The organism is Streptomyces sp. NBC_01515 (assembly GCF_045040345.1).
Lineage (GTDB): Bacteria > Actinomycetota > Actinomycetes > Streptomycetales > Streptomycetaceae > Streptomyces.
This window is the reverse complement of the sequence record NZ_CP109416.1, coordinates 6,064,638-6,082,184: the sequence shown is the minus strand read 5'-3', so window position 1 is coordinate 6,082,184 and position 17,547 is coordinate 6,064,638. Positions and strand designations below refer to the sequence as shown.

At 71.2% G+C, this 17,547-nt stretch carries 15 protein-coding genes, 2 tRNA genes, 1 other RNA gene and 1 pseudogene; 8 read left to right on the top strand and 11 right to left on the bottom strand.

Annotated features, from left to right (window positions below; all coding sequences use genetic code 11):
• Positions 1-15 precede the first annotated feature (15 nt).
• From OG407_RS27385 to OG407_RS27375, 3 genes are all read left to right on the top strand, one after another.
• Positions 16-1,314: a sensor histidine kinase gene (locus tag OG407_RS27385; RefSeq protein ID WP_405862027.1), complete on the top strand. Its 1,299-nt coding sequence runs from the start codon at positions 16-18 to the stop codon at positions 1,312-1,314.
• A gap of 210 nt (positions 1,315-1,524) precedes the next feature.
• Positions 1,525-2,142, top strand: coding sequence for a response regulator transcription factor (locus OG407_RS27380; RefSeq protein ID WP_327402944.1), 618 nt, complete (start codon positions 1,525-1,527; stop codon positions 2,140-2,142).
• A gap of 23 nt (positions 2,143-2,165) precedes the next feature.
• Positions 2,166-2,241: transfer RNA gene (locus OG407_RS27375), tRNA-Gly, on the top strand.
• A gap of 43 nt (positions 2,242-2,284) precedes the next feature.
• On the opposite strand, the gene OG407_RS27370 is transcribed toward OG407_RS27375, so the two are convergent.
• The 6 genes from OG407_RS27370 to ffs all read right to left on the bottom strand — a co-directional run bounded on the left by OG407_RS27370 (position 2,285) and on the right by ffs (position 11,296).
• On the bottom strand, positions 2,285-3,184 hold the full coding sequence (locus OG407_RS27370) for a phosphoribosylaminoimidazolesuccinocarboxamide synthase (protein WP_405862025.1): 900 nt from the start codon (positions 3,182-3,184) through the stop codon (positions 2,285-2,287).
• Positions 3,185-3,254: 70 nt separating this feature from the next.
• Positions 3,255-4,766 carry a N,N-dimethylformamidase beta subunit family domain-containing protein gene (locus OG407_RS27365; RefSeq protein ID WP_405862023.1) on the bottom strand — a complete coding sequence of 504 codons (1,512 nt, stop codon included), beginning with the start codon at positions 4,764-4,766 and terminating at the stop codon, positions 3,255-3,257.
• Between the two features lie 186 nt (positions 4,767-4,952).
• Complete coding sequence (locus OG407_RS27360) at positions 4,953-6,902, bottom strand: hypothetical protein (protein ID WP_405868630.1); 1,950 nt, start codon at positions 6,900-6,902, stop codon at positions 4,953-4,955.
• A gap of 336 nt (positions 6,903-7,238) precedes the next feature.
• Positions 7,239-8,492: a phosphoribosylamine--glycine ligase gene (gene purD / locus OG407_RS27355; protein WP_405862021.1), complete on the bottom strand. Its 1,254-nt coding sequence runs from the start codon at positions 8,490-8,492 to the stop codon at positions 7,239-7,241.
• A gap of 309 nt (positions 8,493-8,801) precedes the next feature.
• On the bottom strand, positions 8,802-11,102 hold the full coding sequence (locus OG407_RS27350; protein WP_405862019.1) for a DNA polymerase III subunit gamma and tau: 2,301 nt from the start codon (positions 11,100-11,102) through the stop codon (positions 8,802-8,804).
• Positions 11,103-11,197: 95 nt separating this feature from the next.
• Positions 11,198-11,296, bottom strand: an RNA gene (gene ffs, locus OG407_RS27345) — signal recognition particle sRNA small type.
• A 71-nt stretch (positions 11,297-11,367) separates the two neighbouring features.
• Here ffs and OG407_RS27340 point away from each other — a divergent pair.
• Positions 11,368-11,455, top strand: a tRNA-Ser gene (locus OG407_RS27340).
• 79 nt (positions 11,456-11,534) lie between these two features.
• Here OG407_RS27340 and OG407_RS27335 read toward each other — a convergent pair.
• The 3 genes and pseudogenes from OG407_RS27335 to OG407_RS27325 all read right to left on the bottom strand — a co-directional run bounded on the left by OG407_RS27335 (position 11,535) and on the right by OG407_RS27325 (position 13,664).
• Positions 11,535-11,957 carry a tyrosine-type recombinase/integrase gene (locus OG407_RS27335; RefSeq protein ID WP_405862017.1) on the bottom strand — a complete coding sequence of 141 codons (423 nt, stop codon included), beginning with the start codon at positions 11,955-11,957 and terminating at the stop codon, positions 11,535-11,537.
• A pseudogene (locus OG407_RS27330) lies at positions 11,906-13,108 on the bottom strand (IS256 family transposase); the annotation flags it as partial. The gene OG407_RS27335 and the pseudogene OG407_RS27330, both read right to left, overlap by 52 nt.
• Positions 13,109-13,307: 199 nt before the next feature.
• On the bottom strand, positions 13,308-13,664 hold the full coding sequence (locus tag OG407_RS27325) for a hypothetical protein (protein ID WP_405862015.1): 357 nt from the start codon (positions 13,662-13,664) through the stop codon (positions 13,308-13,310).
• A gap of 35 nt (positions 13,665-13,699) precedes the next feature.
• Here OG407_RS27325 and OG407_RS27320 point away from each other — a divergent pair, with 35 nt between their 5' ends.
• Positions 13,700-14,260, top strand: a complete 561-nt coding sequence (locus tag OG407_RS27320; RefSeq protein WP_405862013.1) for a LysR substrate-binding domain-containing protein — start codon at positions 13,700-13,702, stop codon at positions 14,258-14,260.
• Positions 14,253-14,537, top strand: a complete 285-nt coding sequence (locus OG407_RS27315; RefSeq protein ID WP_405862011.1) for a glutaredoxin domain-containing protein — start codon at positions 14,253-14,255, stop codon at positions 14,535-14,537. Before OG407_RS27320 ends, OG407_RS27315 begins: the two co-directional genes overlap by 8 nt.
• Before the next feature lie 50 nt (positions 14,538-14,587).
• Here the strand turns inward: OG407_RS27315 and OG407_RS27310 are convergent, their stop codons facing one another.
• Positions 14,588-15,049 (bottom strand): hypothetical protein, encoded by a 462-nt coding sequence (locus tag OG407_RS27310; protein WP_405862010.1) that lies wholly within the window; start codon positions 15,047-15,049, stop codon positions 14,588-14,590.
• Between the two features lie 122 nt (positions 15,050-15,171).
• Positions 15,172-15,627 (bottom strand): hypothetical protein, encoded by a 456-nt coding sequence (locus tag OG407_RS27305; protein WP_405862008.1) that lies wholly within the window; start codon positions 15,625-15,627, stop codon positions 15,172-15,174.
• Between the two features lie 295 nt (positions 15,628-15,922).
• On the opposite strand from OG407_RS27305, the gene OG407_RS27300 reads away from it, so the two are divergent.
• Complete coding sequence (locus tag OG407_RS27300) at positions 15,923-16,552, top strand: SigE family RNA polymerase sigma factor (protein WP_405862006.1); 630 nt, start codon at positions 15,923-15,925, stop codon at positions 16,550-16,552.
• Positions 16,553-16,554: 2 nt separating this feature from the next.
• Positions 16,555-17,463 carry a hypothetical protein gene (locus tag OG407_RS27295; protein WP_405862004.1) on the top strand — a complete coding sequence of 303 codons (909 nt, stop codon included), beginning with the start codon at positions 16,555-16,557 and terminating at the stop codon, positions 17,461-17,463.
• Positions 17,464-17,547 lie beyond the last annotated feature (84 nt).

The following is a 17,547-nucleotide window of genomic DNA, read 5'->3' as shown; positions in this document are numbered from 1 at the left end:
GGGGAGCACCGAGAGATGCGGACACCTGGAGGATCGGGCGAAGGCTCGGGCGGCTGGTGGGGGCGGAAGAGCACGCCCGGGAAGGTCGAGACGTACACCCGTTGGTCCTTCCACTTCTTCGCCGTGATCGAGGTCGGCGCGATCGGGCTGCCGCTGTTCGCGCAGGTCGGGGTGGGTACCGCGACCTGGATGGCGGCGGTCGTGACCGTGCACGCGCTGATCTGCTCCGCGACCGCGTCCCGGGCGCTCGACTGGACGCGCGGTCGGCGGGCACAGCCCGTACGGCTGCTGTGGTTCCTCGGGGCGGTGACGGCATTGATCGCCGTCGCCGCGCTCGTCCTGCGGGAACGGGGCCCCGGTGACGACCATGTGCGGGCTGCCGCGAGCACGCTCTTCGTGGGGGTGCTGGGCTTCGGCGCCGGGACGTTGACGCTGGGGGTGCGGGGTCGGCGGCAGGTTTTCGGGGTGGTGGCGGGTGCGGTCGGCGGGGCGCTGGTCGCGCAACTCCCGCTCGGGGTGGCCGCACCGGCCGCGCTCGGCACCGGGCTGGCCGTGCTCTTCGCCGCGGGCGGTCTCGCCTTCACCGCGGCCTTCTCCGTCTGGCTCCTCGACGCCGTCTACGAACTCGACGAGGCCCGCGAGACCCGGGCCCGCCTCGCCGTCGCCGAGGAACGGCTCCGGTTCGGGCGCGACCTGCACGACGTGATGGGGCGCAACCTGTCGGTGATCGCGCTGAAGAGCGAACTGGCTGTGCAGCTCGCCCGGCGCGGGCGCACCGAGGCCGTGGAGCAGATGATCGAGGTCCAGCGGATCGCCCGCGAGTCCCAACGGGAGGTACGCGATGTCGTACGGGGCTACCGCGAGGCCGACCTCCGCCTCGAACTGGCCGGTGCGCAGGGCGTGTTGGCGGCGGCGGGCATCGACTGCGAGGTGACCGGCGACGCGGCCGGGCTACCGGTCGAGGTGCAGTCGGCGCTCGGGTGGGTGGTCCGCGAGGCGACGACCAATGTGCTGCGGCATGGGGATGCGGGGCGGTGCGTGGTGGGGGTGCGGGTGGAGGAGGGGCGGGTTGTGCTCACCGTTGAGAACGATGGGGCGAAGGTGGCGGGGGGAGGCGATGTCGGCGCCAGTGATGACGGCGGGGGTGGCGGCAAGGGCGGGTCGGGGTTGGTCGGGCTGCGGGAGCGGCTGACGGCGGTCGGCGGCGAGTTGGAGGCCGGGGCTGTGGACGGCGACCGGTTCCGGGTGGTGGCCACGGTGCCGCTGGCTGGGGCTACGGGGACCGGGACGGGGACGGGAGGCTCGGCCTCATGACCGCGCGGCTCATCCGGCCCTGCCCACCGCCAGCTGGGGAAGTCGCCCCGTGACCTCCCGGCCCGTCCGCCCCCTGCCCGACGCGAGTCGGGGAAGTCGCCTCGTGATCACCCGCCCCGAACGCCCACTGCCACTGTCGGCCGCGCGCAAGGGCACCCGGTTGACCGCCCACCCCATCCGCCCCCTGCCCGTCCTCACCAGGAGCACCCCATGACCGCCCCCGTCGTAAGACTCCTGCTCGCCGATGACGAACACCTCATTCGGGGGGCGCTTGCCGCGTTGCTCGGGCTGGAGGATGACCTTGTGGTGGTGGCCGAGGCTGCTACCGGGCCCGAGGCGTTGGCCATGGCTCGGGCTCATGAGCCGGATGTGGCTGTGCTGGATCTTCAGATGCCGGGGGCGGACGGTGTGAAGGTGGCCACATCGTTGCGGGCCGAACTGCCTGGGTGCCGGGTGTTGATCGTGACCGGGCACGGGCGGCCGGGGCATCTCAAGCGGGCGCTTGCGGCGGGGGTGCGGGGGTTCGTGCCCAAGACCGTCAGTGCGCAGCGGCTTGCCGAGATCATCCGTACCGTGCATGCCGGAAATCGTTATGTCGACCCCGAGTTGGCCGCCGACGCGATCTCCGCCGGGGACTCGCCGCTGACCGCCCGTGAGGCCGAGGTGCTGGAGCTGGCCGCGGACGGGGCGCCGGTCGCGGAGATCGCCGAACGGGCCGCGCTCTCGCAGGGGACCGTACGGAACTATCTCTCGTCCGCCGTCTCGAAACTCGGGGCCGAGAACCGGCATGCGGCAGTGCGTCTCGCACGCGAGCGAGGTTGGGTATAGTTGCTCTCGCGCCACGGCGCAGCGCGGACGTAGCTCAGTTGGTAGAGCGCAACCTTGCCAAGGTTGAGGTCGCCAGTTCGAACCTGGTCGTCCGCTCCAAGCAAAAACCCCGGTCCGGGTGGACCGGGGTTTTTCATGCCCCCTAGGCCCAGTTCAGGCCCGTGAGGCGCTCGTACGCCTCGATGTACTTCGCGCGCGTCGCGTCCACCACCTGCTGCGGAAGTGCCGGCGGCGGCTGCTCGCTCCTGCGGTCCCAGCCCGACTCCGGGCCGGTCAGCCAGTCGCGCACGAACTGCTTGTCGTACGACGGCTGCGCGCGCCCCGGCTCCCAGGTCTCGGCCGGCCAGAAGCGGGACGAGTCCGGGGTGAGGACCTCGTCGGCCGCGATCAGCGTCTCGCCGTCGTAGCCGAACTCGAACTTCGTGTCCGCGAGGATGATGCCCCGCTCGCGCGCGATGTCCCGGGCCCGGCCGTAGACCGCGAGGGTCGCCTGGCGCAGCTGCGCGGCGGTGTCGGCGCCGACCTGCCGGGCGACCTCCTCGTACGACACGTTCTCGTCGTGCTCCCCTACCGCGGCCTTCGTCGCCGGGGTGAAGATCGGGGCCGGGAGTTCGCTGCCGTCGACCAGGCCCTCGGGGAGAGCGAGGCCGCAGACCGTGCGGGAGGCGTCGTACTCGACCAGGCCCGAGCCGGTGAGGTAGCCGCGGGCCACGCACTCGACCGGGACCATCTGGAGGGACTTGCAAATGAGGGTGCGGCCCGCCCAGTCGGCGGGGGCGCCGGGCGGGAGGTCGGTGCCGAGGACGTGGTTGGGGATCAGGTCGGCGAGCTGGTCGAACCACCAGAGGGAGAGCTGGGTGAGGACGCGGCCCTTGTCGGGGATCTCCGTGGGCAGCACCCAGTCGTAGGCCGACATGCGGTCGCTGGCGACCATCACGAGGTCGCCCGCCCCGTTCTGGTACAGCTCGCGCACCTTGCCGGTGTGGAGGTGCGTCAGGCCCGGAACCTGGAGCGGCTCGGGCTTTTCTACGAATCCGGACACGGGTTCCTCCAGTGGGTCTCTCCAACTGGCTCGATTGTCCCGTATGCGGGACCGACCCCTGGTCGCGGGGTTAGTCGTGCTTGCAGATGCGGTCCAGGAGGTTGGCCGTGGCGCGCTGGACGCGGGCGTCCACGTGGCCGGGGCGGTCCAGGGCCGGTGACCAGGCGAAGGTGCCGGAGGCGAAGACGAGGGAACCGGACGGCGCCCGGTACAGGGACGTCTCCTGGTGGCGGAGGGCGCCCTCGCCGTCCGCGTACGGGGAGTGGGCGAGCAGGATGCGCTCCTCGTGCGGGGGGAGCTGGGTGCGCGGGAAGTACCGGTCGGCCTCGCCCGCGACCAGGCCCTCGATCGGGTCGCCCTCGCCGGCGCCGGTCGCCTCCCACAGCCAGTGGTCGGCGTTGCGGACGATTAAAGGGTGCGGCTCGGGCACGCGGCCCGCGTACTGGATGCCGACCAACTGCTGCTCGGGGCGGTCGACTTCGCGCCACAGCACCGGTTTGCCCGGACCCCGGCGCTTGCGGCAGGTGAGCAGGCGGTCGGGGACGCCGGACGGGGAGGGCCCCAACTCCACTTGCCAGTACATGGTGTTGGCGGAGAGGAAGACGAGGGACGTGCCGTGGTCGCGGGCGCGCTCGACGGTACGGCGCATCTGTGTCGACCAGTACTCGTCGTGGCCCGGGAAGACCAACCCCCGGTAGCGGGTGGGGTCCACGCGTCCTGAGTGCAGGTCGCGGGCGTCGGCGTAGGCGAGGTCGTAGCCGTAGCGCTCGGCCCAGCGGATGAAGTCGTAGGCGTGGCCCACATGGAGGGGCAGGCCCGCGCCCGCGTACGGGCGGTCGAAGGAGACCGTCGTCGCGGCCTCGGACTCGCCGAGCAGGCGGCCGTCGCCGTCCCAGGCGTGGTAGAGGCTCGCGCCGGTGTGGCCGTCCTCCGGGTAGAGGTTGTAGGCCTGCCAGGTGATGTCGGGCAGGAGGAGGAGCAGGTCGGCGGGGTGGTTGTCGCGGACCGTGAACGGGATGTGCGAGCGGTAGCCGTCGGCGGTGGTGAGGACGGCCACGTACGCGCCGATGCTCCAGTAGCTCGGGATCTGCAGCCGCCAGGACAGCCACCAGTGGTGGCAGGAGACCGTGCGGTCGGCGGTGAGCGGCGGGGGCTGCACGATGCCCGAGAGGCGGGGGCTGGTGGTGATCTTGGCGGCGCCGTCACCGCCGTAGTGGCCGATGCGGTAGATGTCCACGGCGAACTCCTGGGGCGGGTCGACCGTGACATGGAAGTCGAGCGCCTCGCCGGGTGCGACCGCACTGGCCGAGGTGAACCCCTTGATCTGGCGGCGGACGTCGTCGGCGGAGCGCGGGCCGCCGCCCTCGGACGCGCGTGGGGCGGGGAGCTTGGGGGCGTTTCCGCCGGTGGTGCGGGGGGCGTGGGCCGGGGTCGGGTCCACGTACCAGGGGACGACGTGGCCGGTGTCGTCGAAGTAGGTCTCGCTGCCCCGGAGCCAGGGGACGGGGCCCTGCCCGAAGGGGTCCGTGACGGCGTGCGCCAGCGCTCCGGACTCCCAGCGGCGGATCTGCTCCGACCCCATGGTCGCTCCCCTCCCTCGTGCCCCCGTGGTGTTCCTTCGTCCAACTGTCGTATGCCGTAAGCCTTTGCCACGTACAGGACGGCATACGGGATCGGTCCCAGCACATCACATTAAGCACGCACCCTGTCACTGGTCGTTGCCAATTGACCAAAAGTGGAAGTGCGGATTCCGCCGAGGTTCGGGGATTCAGACGAGGCGTACCGGCTTCTCCGGGCGTATGCCCAGGTCGATCAGCCAGGCCTGCAGCGGGGCCGGGTCGCCGTCCTCCACGAGGCTGAGCACCCTCGGGGCGAGGTCGGCCGCCCGTTCGCCGTTGACGAGCAGCGTCGGGCCGTCGAGCCAGTCCAGGCCGGGCAGCGCGCCGGCCGTGTCCATCGCGGCGCAGCACACCATCGCCGTGACGTGATCGGCGAGCAACTCCCGCCCGGTGCGGGGGGGTTGGAGCGGGAAGAGGGGGAGCGCGGTGTCGTCCCAGAGCCCGGTGTCGGGGCCTTGCCCGGGCGGTGCCGAACTCGTCGGCGGGGTCGCGGCCTCCTCGCGTGCCAGCTCCGCGGTGAGTCCCGCGGCGAGGGCCGCGCTGTGCGGCGATCCGCTCTCGCCGAGCTCCTCGTCGTCGGCGGCCATCGCCTTGTAGGGCTCGGGCTCCGGATGCGAGTGGGGGTCGGGGTCGGGGGCGGGGTCGGGGTCGGGGGCGGGTTTCAACTCCGGCTCCGGGGCTTCCAGTTGTGCGGGGGTGGACGGGTCTCCGAGGGTGGCGTCCGGCGCATACGGATCCACGGCGTCGGCCTCCCCGTACCGCTCGTCCGTACGACCGTCCGTACGGCCATCCGTACGGCCGTCCGGTGCCGTCGGGTCCGTCAGGTGGTCCACCACGCGGGCCAGGGTCGGGGCATCATGGTGGGGCGGGGTCGGGTCGGGGGCGCGGCGGACGCCGAGGGTGTCCAGGACGCGGTGGAGGCGGGCCGCGTCGGTGCGCCATTTACGGTCGACGACCTCCTCCGGGTACTCCTGCCAGCTCACCGGCGCCCAGTCGGGACCGGTCTCGGCGGGGCCGCCGTGGAAGAGGCGGGCGGCGAGGAGCGAGGTGGCCTCGTCGATCGTGCCGGGCTCTTCGAGCAGGTCACAGGCGGGGCGCTCGCCCAGCCGGGAGGCGAAACCCTCGGCCAGGCGGTCGCGCCGGGACAGCTCGGTGAGCGCCGCCACGACACCCGCGTCCAGCCGGGACGGCCAGCGGCCCATCCGCCACGCGGGCAGCGCGACCCGGGTCAGCAGCCGGTCCCAGCCCGCGTACGCCAGGCCCACCTGTTCCTGCGCGACGATCCGCAGGCCGTAGTCCACAGCCTGTGCCCGCTCGGCCGCCGCGGCGGCCACGCCCCGCTCCATCTCGGCCGCGTGCCCCCGGCAACTGCGCAGCAGCAGCCGGGCGACCCAGCCGACACCGGCGAGCACCGAACGGAACAGGGGACCGCGCGGTGCCGAGGTCACGGCCACCGCCGCGTCCAGGCCCCGTACGAAACGGCGGGCCGCGGCTATGTCCGGGTGCGCCGAGGGTCCCGTACCGGCGACGACCGGCGCGAGCACCGCGCGCAGCTCGCCCACCCGCATCCACCACAGGAACGGCGAGCCGATGACGAGGACGGGCGAGGCGGTCGTACGACGGGAACGCGCCGGGGTGAGGCCGCGGACGCCGGTGATCTCGTCGCGGTTCTCCTGCGGGGGCGGGCCGTGGGACGGGTGGGTGCGGTCCTCCAGCCAGCTGTCGCAGTCCGGGGTGAGCGCTATCGCGGACGGCGCGGGGACGTCGAGGCGGTCGGCCAGGTCGCGCACCAGGCGGTACAGGTCGGGGGCCGACTCCTCGGCGATCGCGACCGTAGGACTCACGGCCGGGCGGGCCCGCGCGACGACCAGCGCGATGGCGCCGGCGGCGAGCAGCACGACGACCGCGGCCACGCCCATGATCCAGCGGGAGAGGTCCCAGCCCCGGCCCACGAGATGGCCGGTGGAACCGCCCGCGAGCAGGATCACCGCGACGGCGGCGGGCAACAGGGCGACGGCCAGCGCCCGGCTGCGGATCCGCAGCACGGCCAAGGCCCGGGAACGCGCCGCCTGCGCGCCCGCCTCCACACCCACACCCATACCGGTCACGACCGGACCTCGCCCCCTCCGTGCTGTCCCGTTCCGCTGGCTTTGCTCACTCCCCCACTGTGGCACCCGCCACTGACATCGCAATGCCGGTGGGCCAAGTGCCGGAACGCTTGCGCCGCACCATAGTTGGGGCCCCGGTCCCCGTCAGCCGGTTGGGGCATCGGTCACTCGATGGAATGGCTCAGGGGAAAGGTGGATGACAGAGGGCAAGGATCAGGCCCCGAATCGTGAGACGGATTCGGGGCCTGTGGGGTTTATCGGCGCGGTCCGCCGGTGTGGTGCATCGGTGTGGTTCACCGGCGCGCGGGGACGCTTGAGGGCTTGGGGTTACTCGCCCGCCGCCGCCTTCGCCGCGATGTCCGTGCGGTGCTGGGAGCCGTCGAGGCGGACGCGGGCCACGGCCGCGTACGCGCGCTCGCGGGCCTGCGTGAGATCCGCGCCGGTCGCCGTGACGGAGAGGACGCGACCGCCCGCGCTGACGACGTCGTCGCCGTCGTACCTGGTGCCGGCGTGCAGCACGTACGCGTGCGGGGCGTCCTGAGCGGCGACCTCGTCGAGGCCGGTGATCGGGTCGCCGGTGCGCGGGGTGCCGGGGTAGTTGTGCGAGGCGATGACGACGGTGACCGCCGCGTCCTCGCTCCAGCGCAGGGGGGCCAGGTCGTCGAGGGTGCCGTCGGCGGCGGCGAGCAGGACGCCGGCCAGCGGGGTCTTCAGGCGGGCCAGGACCACCTGGGTCTCCGGGTCGCCGAAGCGGGCGTTGAACTCGATGACCCGCACACCGCGGCTCGTGATCGCGAGACCGGCGTAGAGGAGGCCGGAGAAGGGGGTGCCGCGGTGGCGCATCTCGTCGACGGTCGGCTGGAGGACGGTCTGCATGACCTCGTCCACCAGCTTCGGGTCGGCCCACGGCAGCGGGGAGTACGCGCCCATGCCGCCGGTGTTCGGGCCCTCGTCGCCGTCCAGCGCACGCTTGAAGTCCTGCGCGGGCTGGAGCGGGACGACGGTCACGCCGTCGGTGATCGCGAAGAGGGACACCTCGGGGCCGTCGAGGAACTCCTCGATGACGACCCGCTCGCAGGCGTTGGCGTGTGCCTTCGCGGCTTCGAGGTCGTCGGTGACGACGACGCCCTTGCCCGCGGCCAGTCCGTCGTCCTTCACGACGTACGGCGCACCGAAGGCGTCGAGAGCCTCGGCGACCTCTTGCGGGGTCGTGCAGACGTAGGAGCGGGCGGTCGGCACACCGGCTGCCGCCATCACTTCCTTGGCGAAGGCCTTGGAGCCCTCCAGCTGGGCGGCCTCCCCGGAGGGACCGAAGACCGGGATGCCCGCCTCGCGTACGGCGTCGGCGACCCCGGCGACGAGGGGTGCCTCCGGGCCGACCACGACCAGTTCGGCACCGAGTTCGGTGGCCAGCGCGGCTACGGCTGCGCCGTCCAGGGGGTCGACCTCGTGCAGCTCGGCTGCCTCGGCGATGCCGGCGTTGCCGGGGGCGCAGTGCAGGGCGGTGACGTCGGGGTCGTTGGACAGGGAATGGCACAGGGCGTGTTCGCGGGCGCCGGTACCGATGACGAGGACCTTCACGGGGTCAGCCTAGGTCACGGTGGGGGTGGGGTGGGGAGGGGTGGGGGTTGGGGGCGGGGGTGGTCGGTGGTGGGGCGGGGGTGTGGGCGGTTGGGGGTGGGTGGGTTGGGTTGTTTGCGGGGTGCGGGTGGGTGGGGGCTGGGCGCGCCCGCGCGGCGGAGCCGCATATCGACACAGTCCCGCGCCCCTAGGGGGTGGCGTGGGGCGGGGGGAAGGGGGCGGGGGGTGGTTGCGGGTGCGGAGCCGCATGTCGACGTCGCCCCGCGGCCCTGAGGGCATCGGGGTGGGGCGGAGTCCTGGGAGTGGGGGCTACTCGTTGGTGAATTCCTCGATGACCGTGGCTCCCAGTTCTCGGACGATGAGTTCGTGGCCGGAGAGGGCCGACTCGTCGAGGTCTGGGTCGTCGTCCTCGGGGGTGTCGTCCTCGGCGGAGACGGTGCGGGGGGCGGGGGCCGGGGGCGCGGGGGGTTGGGCGGGCGTCGGGGCTTGTGACGAGGGGGAGTTGGGCGTGTTCGTGGGGGCGGGCGCGGGCTGGGGGGATGCCGGGCGGGGGGCGGGCGCAGCGGGGGCCGGGGTGCCGTAGCCACCGGACGGCGCACCGCCGTAGCCACCCGGTGCGGCGCCGCCGTAGGAACCGCCCGGTTGCGGGGGCGGGGTGCCGCCGCCCGACGGGTCGACGACCGCGTCGATCTTCCACTGGACGTTGAACTGCTCGGACAGCGCCTGCTTCAGGACGTCCTCGCTGCCGCTGCTGTTGAAGTTGTCCCGCGCACCGGCGTTGACGAAGCCGATCTGGAGGGTCGTGCCGTCGAAGCCGGTGACCTGCGCGTTCTGGCTGAGCAGGATCCAGGTGAAACGGCGGCGGTTCTTCACCACTTCCAGGATGTTCGGCCAGAGCATGCGGGGGTCGAGGCCGCCGGCCGGGGGTGAGACGGCGGGTTGGGCGGGGGCCGCGGCCTGGGGTGCGGAGGCCTGCACGGGGGTGGGGGCGGGGGTGTTGTGGGCGGGGGCCGGGGGTTGTCCGCCGCCTGCCGGGGCCGCCGTGGGCCAGCCGCCGGGGCGACGACCGCTGCCCGCGGCTGTGGCGGTGGGCCAGGCGCCGGGGGTGGGGGCGGAGGTCTGGGGTTGTGCCTGGGGCTGCGGCTGTTGGGGTTCCGGGGTGGGCGGGGCGGGTTGGACGTAGGCGGGTGCGGGGGCGGGGGCTGGGGGCTGCTCCGCCGGCATCGCGGGCGGGGTCGCGACGGGAGCCGGGGTGGCGCCGGGTGCCCCTGGACCTCGTACGGCTGCGCGCGCGGCGGCGGCACCACCGCCGGGCGGGACGGGGGCCTGCGCGTGAGCCTGGGCAGGGGACTGCGCGTGGGCTTGGGGGTGTGCGTGGGCCTGCGGCTGCGCGTGGGCGTCGGGGCCGGGGACGTAGGCCATGGTGGGCGCTCCGGCGCCGCCCGCGAAGTTGACGCCGCGCTCCAGTCGGTCGAGGCGGGCCATGACGGACTGCTCGTCGCCGTAGGCGGCGGGGAGCATGACGCGGGCGCAGATGAGTTCGAGCTGGAGGCGGGGGGAGGTGGCGCCGCGCATCTCGGTCAGGCCGGTGTTGACGAGGTCGGCGGCGCGGCTGAGTTCGGCGGCGCCGAAGGTGCCTGCCTGGGCCTGCATGCGTTCGAGTACGTCGGTGGGGGCGTCGATGAGGCCCTTGTCGAGGGCGTCGGGGACGGCCGCGAGGATCACCAGGTCGCGGAGGCGCTCCAGCAGGTCGGCGACGAAACGGCGCGGGTCGTTGCCGCCGTCGATGATGCGGTCGACGACCTCGAAGGCGGCGGCGCCGTCACCGGTGGCGAAGGCCTCGACGACGGAGTCGAGGAGCGAGGCGTCGGTGTAGCCGAGCAGCGAGGTCGCCATGGCGTATGTCACACCGTCGGTGCTGGCGCCGGCGAGCAACTGGTCCATGACGGACATGGAGTCACGCACGGAACCGGCGCCCGCGCGCACGACGAGGGGCAGGACGCCCTCCTCGACCGGGATGTTCTCCTGCCCGCAGACCTGGCCCAGGTACTCGCGCAGGGTGCTGGGCGGCACGAGCCGGAACGGGTAGTGGTGGGTGCGCGACCGGATGGTCCCGATGACCTTCTCGGGTTCGGTGGTCGCGAAGATGAACTTGAGGTGCTCCGGGGGCTCTTCGACGACCTTGAGCAGCGCGTTGAAGCCGGCCGACGTGACCATGTGGGCCTCGTCGATGATGTAGATCTTGTAGCGGCTGCTCGCGGGCCCGAAGAACGCCTTCTCGCGCAGCTCACGGGCGTCGTCCACACCACCGTGCGACGCGGCGTCGATCTCGATGACGTCGATGGAACCGGGTCCGTTGCGCGCGAGGTCCGTGCAGGACAGGCACTCGCCGCAGGGGGTGGGGGTGGGGCCCTTCTCGCAGTTCAGACAGCGGGCCAGGATGCGCGCGCTCGTGGTCTTGCCGCAGCCTCGCGGCCCGCTGAACAGGTACGCGTGATTGACCCGGTTGTTCCGCAGCGCCTGCTGCAACGGGTCGGTGACATGTTCCTGCCCGATGACCTCGGCGAACGACTCCGGGCGGTAACGGCGGTAGAGCGCGAGAGACGACACGCGTACGAGGTTATAGGCGCCCACTGACAACGGGGGCCGCCGACAAGATCCACGGAGGCGCTCCCCGCACCGGGAACGGCCAGGGAGCCGCCGGGAACGCAAGCGCCCCCCACGCACCCGTCAGAGCCAACCTACCCTTGCTGCCTTCCGGCCCTGGGGGAGTTCAGTCAGATAGCGCCGCGTGAGGGGCTCCGCACAGGCTACAGGATCTGAGCGGGGGGAACGAGTTCGCGAGCACTCCTCAACGTCTTGTATTGTTTGCCGCGGAGGATTCGCCTAGTGGCCTAGGGCGCACGCTTGGAAAGCGTGTTGGGGGCAACCCCTCACGAGTTCGAATCTCGTATCCTCCGCCAGTGCCTCACCGGGCACGATGTCGAAGGGCCCCACCGTTCGCGGTGGGGCCCTTCGTCGTTGGCCGTCTCAGTTTCCGTCTCAGTTTGTCTCTGAGTCCGTTTTCGGGAGCTCCCAAAGGGCGTCGCCAACTTGCTGGGCGACTTTGCGAAGCATGGTCCCCGTCACGTGCATGTACCGAGCGCGCGTCCTGGCCGCTCCCCCGGGCTCCCAACCCATGATCGAGTCGATCACGACGTCAGGGACGCCGAGGATCAGGAGAACGGTCGCGGCGGTGTGGCGAGCGTCGTGGAGGCGGCCGTTCCGTACGCCCGCGTCCCGGAGAAGCCGCTTCCAGGTGTGGAAGTCGGTGTTGGGACTGAGAGGGCCGCCGATCGGCGAGGCGAAGACGTACCCCTTGCCCTCCCAGTCGGTGCCGGCCGCGATCCGCTCCCGCTCCTGGGCTTCCTGGTGCTGGCGGCCCGGACGAGGGCGACGAGGTGCGGTGCGTTCACCGCCCGCCATCGCTGCTGGGCGGATTCGACGAGCTTGAAGACCATGGCCAGAGCGGCGGCCGGGCTGCCGGCGCCCTTGGTGATCTTCGTGCGGAGCCGCACCGTGGCGAAGGTCGACTCGATAGGATTCGTGGTCCGCAGGTGGATCCAGTGCTCGGCGGGGAAGTGGTAGAACGCCAGCAGCTCGTCCACGCCGTCGGTGATCTCCTTGACGGCCTTGGGCCACTTCGCGCCGTACGTCTTCTCGAATGCGGCCACTGCCTTCAGCGCATACTGCTTGTCCTCGGTGTTGTAGATCTCCTGCAGGGCCTTCTTCGCCCCGGTCCGGGCGGACTTCGGAAGGGCGTCGAGGGTATTGGCGATCTTGTGAACCCAGCACCTCTGATGGCGGGCTTCGGGAGAGACCTCACGGAGGGCGTTCCAGAAGCCGAGCGCCCCATCGCCGACCGCGAGGACGGGGGCGCGCAGTCCGCGGCGTGCGCAGTCGCGCAGGTGGTCGGCCCAGGAGTCGGCTGATTCGCGGTAGCCGTCGCTCATGGCGATCAGTTCCTTGGAGCCATCTGTGCGCACGCCCATCAGCACGAGCACGCACGACTTCACCTCCCGCAGGCGAATGCGCAGGTGAATGCCATCGGCCCAGACGTAGACGTAATCGGTGGCGGACAGGTCGCGCTCGCCGAACGCGGCGTGGTCGGCCTGCCATTGCCGGGTGAGCCGGATGACCGTGGCGGGCGACAGGCCGGCCGCCGAACCGAGGAACTGCTCCAGTGCCGGCACGAAGTCACCGGAGGACAGGCCGTACAGATAGAGCAGCGGCAGGACTTCGCTGATCTTCGGGGACTTGCGACACCAGGGTGGCAGGATCGCTGAGGAGAACCGCTTGCGCTCGCCCGTGGTCTCATCGATCCGCTTGTCGTTTACCCGCGGGGCCATCACCTCGACTGCCCCGGCCGAAGTGGTCACCCTGCGCGGCTGGTGGTGGCCGTTGCGCACGACCAGGCGGTGGCCCTGCTCGTCCCGCTGTCGGCCAACTCGGCTACGTAGGCGTTGACTTCGGCTTCCAGTGCGGCGGCCAGCATCCGCCTCGTGCCCTCACGGACGATCTCATCGATCAGGGAGGAGCCGTTGGGGGGTGCCGTCGTCGTTCACTACGCTGAGCACGGGCGTGCCTTCACGACCCGCGCGACAACGCGGGCCTACTCGATGCCAGTCGATCGATCATTCGGGAAGGTACGCCTCTCCGAGCCGATCCACAGGATCTGAGCATTGCTCCGTACGTCGCGCTACAAACGCCAGGCGTCTTCAGGTGCCCGGCCGCATCCCTGTAGAGCCCCGCCCAAGTCGCTTCGGGACGAAGCGGTCAGGCATCTGTGTCTTCGTCTTCCGGACCGCAATCGCGGAAGACGGATCTGTAGTCACCGCTCCGAACAAGGTCGTCGACGACATCGACCATCCCGGGAATTCCTCTGTCGCGGACGATCAGTCCATCCCAGACGTAGAAGAACCTGCCTCCAAGACATTCGCCGGTTTCTCGCCAACGGTCCATGACGCGATGGACGACATCCAGGGTGTAGATCGTCCCCGACCACCGTTCCCCGTTGTCGAAGATCACCCACATGTCGACGTCGTCGATCTCGTCGAGGGGCACCCCGGCATCGGGGACGAAGCAGACCTCGTAACCATTGCGCTGGACGCGGTAGAACGCCCCGTCCCACACCCGGTGTCCCCCAACTATTCGGCCGCTCACAGCAGATGTCAGCCCACCTGGCCCGGCTCGAACGGGCTGGTCCCCTCCACAACGGGCCGGTGTCGTGGGTCACAACTGCCGGCCGAAGCAGAAAGGGCGATCGTAGGACAGCGCCGCGCGCTCCCGCACCGGAGTTTCCCGCACGAGCATCCGTGACCTGGAACGACCTCGCCCGGCAGCCCTTCGTCGCCTTCACGCCGTCCAGCAGCGTACGGCGGCTCGCCGATCTGTCCTTCGAGCAGGCGGGAGTTCGGCCGACGAACGTCATCGAGACCCGGGAGGTGGGTACGGCGGCGGGCATGATCTCGGCGGGGCTCGGCGTCAGTGCCGTACCTCGGCTGGTGTTGCCGCTGATGTCCTTCGGGCGACTGGTGACCCGGCCGCTGAACGACCCCGGTACGGTACGGAAGTTGGCGGTCTACACGCCGCGTACGCCTGTGCTGCCGCCGGCGTCCGCGTACTTCCTTCACCGGCTTCTGCACACCGCGGGTGCTGAGCATGATGGTCCGGTGCCGGGTCGGTCGGAGACCGGCGAGCAGGGCGACAAGGGGGAGAGACGTGCCTGAAGAGCCCGATGGTGGTGGTGTCGTCGTCTACTGGCGGCCCATGTGCCCGTACTGCATGAGGCTGCTCACCCAACTCCGTTTCACACGGCTGGAGTTCAGCAAGGTGAACATCTGGCGCGACCCTGACGCGGCCGCGTTCGTCCGCTCCGTCGCGGACGGGAACGAGACTGTGCCGACGGTGACCGTGGCCGGGCGGGCGATGGTGAATCCGTCGAAGGGGGAGTTGTTGGAGGCGGTGGCGGCTTATGCGCCGCATCTGTTGTCGGGAAGCGGCTGACAGGGCTGTTCATACCGCTCGTCCGGTCCCCGCATCGCCGCCCGGGACTCCTACAGCGGCTGTCCGCCCTGGAGTTGGGCGTCGGATGCTCGTTTCACGTCGGCGAACCGGTCGTCCTGGCGGGTTCCGGCTGCCAGGTCGCTCAGGGCGTACGCCGTGTACGTGAACCCGTCCGTCGTGTGGAACTGTGCTCCCCAGTTGCCGAGGGTCACCACGGTGACACGCGACCAGGGCAGGTGCTGGGTGCCCCAGGGGTTCACCATGACGATCGTGTCCGTGGTGAGTTCCAGGCGTACGCGCAGCAGCACCCACCAGGCGAAGAGGGCGAAGACCAGTGCGAAGGCGGTCGCTGCTCCGGCGGATTCCGCGTTCTGCCTGTCCGGGTGGGAGAGAACACCCCACCATGCGGACAGCGCCCCGCACGCCGGGCCCACTGCCAGCAGGTAGCCCCCGAGCCGGCCGGACCGGCTGACCCGCCAGACGCCTATGACGCCGTCCCGTACATCGCCCACGGTACGAATGATGCCCGCCTGGGCGCGGGTTCGTCGCCTTGTTCTGACCGGGATCCCTTGCGGGTGAGTGCCATGGCTTCTGCTCCTGCCCGCTTGGTGGTTCAACCCCGTTTGCGGCTGGGCTACTTGGGCGGGGCGAGCGGGTTCCGGTCCGGGGTCGGTGGGGTGTTCCACCAGGCCGGTGGGGGTGGGATCGGGGTCCAGTCGGGGCCTCGGTGGGTCTGCCACCAGGTTTCTATCGTGTGGAGCTTGTCCTGGAAGTGGCGGTCCCAGGAGAGGAATCCGGTGGTGGGTGCCCGGAGTTCGGTGGTGCGGCCGTTCGCCTCGTGGAGGACGATCGACCTGATGCCCGCGGTGGACCGGACCTGGACGGCTTGGATGTCGGACCAGGGGATGGTTCGGCGGCGCACGTTGCGGACCACCGCCGCGGACGGGGTGAGGGTGATGCCGAAGCGGGAGGGGAGGAGGTTGCCCAGCACCAGCAGGGCGATCCAGAACGCCACCGCGCCCGGCACTCCGCCCGGCGGTGAGATGTCGGTCCCGGGTGCGGTGTAGAAGGCCGCTGTTACAACGGCCATGGGCAGGAAGGGCGTTATCCGTTGCCACACCGCCATGCGGATGCGTACCTCGGCCGGCGACGGTCTCCCGCTCGGCGAACTGTCCACCACTGCACCCCCGTTGTCCCGTCGCACTGTTGTCTCGTCGCGCTGTTGTCCCGCTTGTCCGGTCCCGTGATCCATTGTCGCCGTTGTCTCTGTGTTTGGGTTGAGGAAGTTTTCCGGGACGTGACAACCTCCCTGGCCTGTAACCCCGTTCCTCAGGCATGACGTACTTCTCACCGCGCGGCGCGCCGGTGCCGGGTGGAGGTGGCCTGTGATCCGGACGCCGGTCTGGCAGGACGTCTCCGATGGCGGTGATGCCCGTGATGACCGCGATACCCGCGATACCCGTGGTGTCGGGCTCGACTTCGACGACTTCGCCCGCAGTCGGCAGGCGCATCTGCGGCGTACGGCCCATCTGCTGTGCGGGGACTGGCACTTGGCCGAGGACCTGACGCAGACGGCGCTGGCGAAGCTGTACGCGGTGTGGCGTCGGGTACGGCAGTTGGAGTCGCCGGACGGGTACGCGCGGCGGGTGCTGTACCGGACGTTCATCGACGAGACCCGGCGACGGCGCTGGTGGGAGCGGCCGGGGGCGGGGACGGACCAGGCGGAGGTCATGGCACCCGCCTCCGATCCGGATCTGCGGCTGACCCTGCTCGATGCCCTACGGCAACTGCCGCCGCGTGGGCGGGCAGTGCTGGTGCTGCGGTTCTGGGAGGACCAGAGCGTGGAGGCCACGGCGGCGGCGCTGGGGTGCAGCGTCGGCACGGTGAAGAGCCAGACCTCCCGGGGTCTTGGCACCCTGCGCACCATCCTGGCTGACTCCGGCAAGGATCTCGGCAACGACTTCGGAGCTGGCAGCACAGGCACTGGAACCGGCTATCTGCGGGCGGAGTGGTGAGCATGAGCGGGAAGGCCGGTGACGACTTCACGGATCAGACGGATCAGACGGATCAGGCAGACCAGGCGGACCAGACCGACCAGGTGGACCAGACGGGCCAGACGGGCCAGACGCGCCAGACGCGCCAGGCGGACCCGCAGGATCGGACGGACCGGTACGCGTACGAGTCCGCGCTGGTCGACGCCCTGGGCGGGCTCGGTTCCGGGGGCGAGCCGCCCATGCCCGACCTGGTTCCGGGCGCCGTCGTGCGCGGTGCGCGGATCCGTCGGCGGCGGAGGGTCGGCGCGACCCTGAGCGCCGCCGTCATGGCGGGGGCACTCGTGCTCGGCGGGCACGCCCTGCTCTCGCCCCGGCCGGAGAGTGCGCCGACGCTTCCCGCCGGGCAGCCCTCGGCCTGGCAGCCGTCGCTGGAGTTGCTGCGGACGATTCTCTCCGCCGACAACGGCAACGGCAACGGTGAAGGAGTCGGCACGACCCTCTCGGCCGAGCAACCCCGCCAACCCCTCCGCCCCGGGCGCTACTTCAAGATGACCACCGCAGACGGCAGCGTCAACGACCTTTACGTGAGGGTCAGTCGGACCGTCACGGACCCGATGTACCCCCACCCCACCCGGGCCTGCGCCGACAGCAACGGCCGTCCGCTCGCCTCCCCTTGGAACGGCCTGATCACCCGGTGCTCCCTGACCGAGCGCGGGTCGGGCAGCCTGTTGTTCTACTACGTGGCCGACAGATCTCTGGCCACCGGTGTCACCTATCTGACCCCGGGCGGATGGACGGTGCAGGTCGTCGCGGGCACCCTCGACGAGGCCGCCACCGGACGGAGCGGCAGTGGTCCGCGCACCGGTCCGCTCATCCAACTCGCCACCGATCCCCGCATCTTCGACGCCGTGAAGGGGAGCGGCGGCGGCTGAACCGGGACCTCGCCGGCTGAGTGAGACACCCCTTGCCCACACACCCTGATCAACCCTGAAGGAGCGCATGGCATGAGCATGCCT

Excerpts from the sequence above, each read along its gene's own strand:
- OG407_RS27320 (WP_405862013.1), top strand. The coding sequence starts at position 13,700 with ATGTCAGCCCACCTGGCCCGGCTCGAACGGGCTGGTCCCCTCCACAAC.
- OG407_RS27295 (WP_405862004.1), top strand. The coding sequence starts at position 16,555 with ATGAGCGGGAAGGCCGGTGACGACTTCACGGATCAGACGGATCAGACG.
- OG407_RS27360 (WP_405868630.1), bottom strand. The coding sequence starts at position 6,902 with ATGGGTGTGGGTGTGGAGGCGGGCGCGCAGGCGGCGCGTTCCCGGGCC.
- OG407_RS27380 (WP_327402944.1), top strand. The coding sequence starts at position 1,525 with ATGACCGCCCCCGTCGTAAGACTCCTGCTCGCCGATGACGAACACCTC.
- OG407_RS27335 (WP_405862017.1), bottom strand. The coding sequence starts at position 11,957 with ATGGCGGGCGGTGAACGCACCGCACCTCGTCGCCCTCGTCCGGGCCGC.
- OG407_RS27305 (WP_405862008.1), bottom strand. The coding sequence starts at position 15,627 with ATGGCCGTTGTAACAGCGGCCTTCTACACCGCACCCGGGACCGACATC.
- OG407_RS27365 (WP_405862023.1), bottom strand. The coding sequence starts at position 4,766 with ATGGGGTCGGAGCAGATCCGCCGCTGGGAGTCCGGAGCGCTGGCGCAC.
- OG407_RS27385 (WP_405862027.1), top strand. The coding sequence starts at position 16 with ATGCGGACACCTGGAGGATCGGGCGAAGGCTCGGGCGGCTGGTGGGGG.